General features: G+C 60.4%; 4 protein-coding genes. 3 read left to right on the top strand and 1 reads right to left on the bottom strand.

Annotated elements, in window-relative coordinates:
• Positions 1–222: 222 nt before the first annotated feature.
• Positions 223–372, top strand: a complete 150-nt coding sequence (locus ACZXDY_RS45230) for a hypothetical protein (RefSeq protein ID WP_464349928.1) — start codon at positions 223–225, stop codon at positions 370–372.
• Positions 373–880: 508 nt separating this feature from the next.
• Here the strand turns inward: ACZXDY_RS45230 and ACZXDY_RS45235 are convergent.
• Positions 881–1,075, bottom strand: coding sequence for a hypothetical protein (locus ACZXDY_RS45235; RefSeq protein WP_464349929.1), 195 nt, complete (start codon positions 1,073–1,075; stop codon positions 881–883).
• Positions 1,076–1,484: 409 nt separating this feature from the next.
• On the opposite strand from ACZXDY_RS45235, the gene ligD reads away from it, so the two are divergent.
• Together ligD and ACZXDY_RS45245 are read left to right on the top strand one after the other, a co-directional pair.
• Complete coding sequence (ligD, locus tag ACZXDY_RS45240; RefSeq protein WP_464349930.1) at positions 1,485–2,408, top strand: non-homologous end-joining DNA ligase; 924 nt, start codon at positions 1,485–1,487, stop codon at positions 2,406–2,408.
• A 203-nt stretch (positions 2,409–2,611) separates the two neighbouring features.
• Entirely contained in the window at positions 2,612–2,815 is a 204-nt protein-coding gene (locus tag ACZXDY_RS45245) for a hypothetical protein (RefSeq protein ID WP_464349931.1), read from the top strand.
• Positions 2,816–2,889: the final 74 nt, after the last annotated feature.

Below are 2,889 nucleotides of genomic sequence, written 5' to 3' on the forward strand. Positions count from 1 at the left end.
CGACCCTGCTTACAGGCGTCGATCCAATCGACAACGATATCGATCGCATCGAAGCCCTCGCGAGCGTTCGACATGTTCCACCTCCTCGTTGACTCTTCCCGCGGAGATGAGTACGGGCTCTGGCCTGAATGGACTGTGAACCGCCCCAATTCTGCCGAGAATTTTTCAAGTTCCGGCAACCATCAGTCTCCTGGCGCGTCTTGCTCACGCAAGGGGTGCGCAATGACCGACGACGAGCAACAGCGGGAACTTGAAGAGCGGCTGATGCGCTATCGCATGATGGAACGCGAGGTCACCGACCCGCTCGCAATCCGTCTCTTGCAAGATATCGTTGCAGAAATGGAAGCGGACCTATGGAACCCCGAGGAGTAGTTCAAACAGCCATCGGGCGTGACTGGGCTTTTCAAGGTACCCCCCGTCGGCGTCGCTGATGCGTGCGGACGCCGTCTTGTTTCTCAGCGCGGCGCCGAGGGTTGGTGATCCAGCCTTAGGGGTGCTGGCTTTTGTGCGCAATGCTGGCGACCTCTGCCAGAGCTCCAAACAGCCCAGTTCGTCAAAACCGGCCACACGGACACGGGCACACCAACGGAGCCCCGGGGCCAATCGCCGGCGCAGGCCTTCCGATCCTTGCCCTCGGCTACGGCGTGTAGTGGCTGGTAAGGCGCCGCCGTAAACCGACGGACGTTTGATAGTCATCCCTCTGGAAGAGAACACGCGGGTTGGGGCCAGCGCCGCGCGGCTCGTCCGAGCCGCCAAGATTTTTTACAAGCCCAGATATTCATAAGCCCGACAGATCGACTGGACGGGCCAAGCCGACTGCGCAGGCCGGCCCTAGATGCATGAGAGCGTCACCTCGGTGGGCTGACTGCCGCCCAAGTCCTCACGTGAGCCCATCGACCTTGCTATTCGGTTTCCTTTTCACGAGCTGCTCCAGCTCAAGCGCCTCGATGGCAAGCTCATCACCTAAACGCTTGAATAGCTCGCGTTGACTTGGATCTGTCGCCGACACACTCAAGAGGGCTAAATGCTTTGCATCGGCGCGGAGTCGGCGCCACTTTCCTGTGAAGTCCTTCATGGCTCACTTCCTTGGTTTGAGTGGGACGGAACTCCACCCAGCGTTCGGCCGGCGCCCAGGGACTGGCACGTGTGTGCCGCGTCAGACACCTTTTTTCGAAGAGCAAGCAGCTGAGCCCTCTCCTGTTCCAGCCGATCAACCACGATAATCACAACTTGAGGGTCCTTTTTGGAATCAGCCTCGATCGGAAAAGCCATCTCCGTCTCCCTCGGGAAAAAAATAGCATGACCCCCTTCTCGAGCAGCCGTCCACCTAACTGTGTTAAGCGGAGGCGCGATTTCCAGGCCATGGCGGCAGACATTCCACAGCCTAGCGTACAAGAAAATTCGGATGGGTGCGACAGGTTGCAGGGTCGGAACGATTTCTTTTGTGCCAATTTGATCAGCACATAGCGTCGGGATTCCTTGGCGTGGCGTTTCAGCGTAAGAAACCGGTGCCGATCGGCGTCAAGGCTGCCTACCCCGGCTTCATCGAGCCGGCACTAGCGATCGACGTCGAACGGGTGCCGACCGGCGCCAGATGGATCCACGAGATCAAGTTCGACGGCTACCGCGTCCAAACCCACATCGCCAATGAGGCCGTCAAGGTCTTCACGCGGCGAGGCCATGACTGGACCCACCGCTTCCGTAAGATCGCCGCCGACGCCTGGCACATCTCCGCCTCCAGCGCGGTCATCGACGGCGAGGTGGTCGCGCCGGCCAAAGACGGCACTACGGATTTCTCGGTGCTGCAAAACGAGCTCAAGGGCCGATCAAAGAAGATCATCCTGGTCGCCTTCGACCTGCTCTATCTCGACGGTCACGATTTGCGGAAGCTGCCGCTCTCCACGCGCAAGGCCGAGTTAAGGAGACTCATCGCCGGCACCGATGTCCAATTCAGCGAGAGCTTCGAGGTCGACGGCCGTGCGATGTTCGGTCAGGCCTGCACGGCTGGCCAGGAGGGCGTGGTCTCGAAGGTCGCCGATAGCCCTTATATCTCGGGCCGTGGCCGCAATTGGGTGAAGAAGCCTTGCGCGCAGCGGGAGACGCTGACCATCGCCGGCTTTGCCCTGGACGAGGGAGAATGGGATGGCATCTATCTCGGCCGGCGCAAGGGAGATGAGCTGATCTACGCCGGCAAGGTCGATCATGGTTTTGACGAGGCGTCCGCCGCCGATTTGCAGAAGCGCCTGACGCCGCTGATCCGGAGGACGCAGCCCTTCGCCAAGCGGATCACGCACAAGGGCATCTGGGTTGAGCCGACGCTGCTCGCCGAAATCGAGTACCGCGCCAAATCGGCAGAAGGCAAGGTGCGGCACCCGGTGTTCAAGGGATTGCGGGAGGATCTGCACTGAAATGGTGCGCGCTGCAACAACAACCGATGGGTCTGCGAGAACCATCCTGACAAGGCTTGGCTGGGGCGAACGCGCCTGCGTGTGCGGCGGAGCCGGCGCGCCTTGCGCTCTCTGCAACCACTGTGACGAGAACACGCCGCCGTAGCTACCGGAGGGCTTTGAGGCCATCATGCTGGACCACGATGATACAGATTGAGGAGACCATGCGAAGAGACTACGAAATCGTTCTTGACGCCGTTCAAGCCTCCCGTCGCGTGCTAGGCGAGTACATAGACCCGAAGCAGCCGCGCGATGCCACTGTCACCATCGATCGGCTGTTGGGACTACTGGACAATCGAGACGTCGAGGCAGCGCTAAAGCGCATCGACATCCGCAACACGTTTGAGCTGGTCAGTGTCGAGACCTGAGCTATGGCCGAAATTGGGTGATGGGGCCGATCAGGCGGCGCGGTTAGCTGGCGTCGTCGATTCTGCGACGCCGT

The organism is Bradyrhizobium sp. LeoB3, assembly GCF_055456055.1.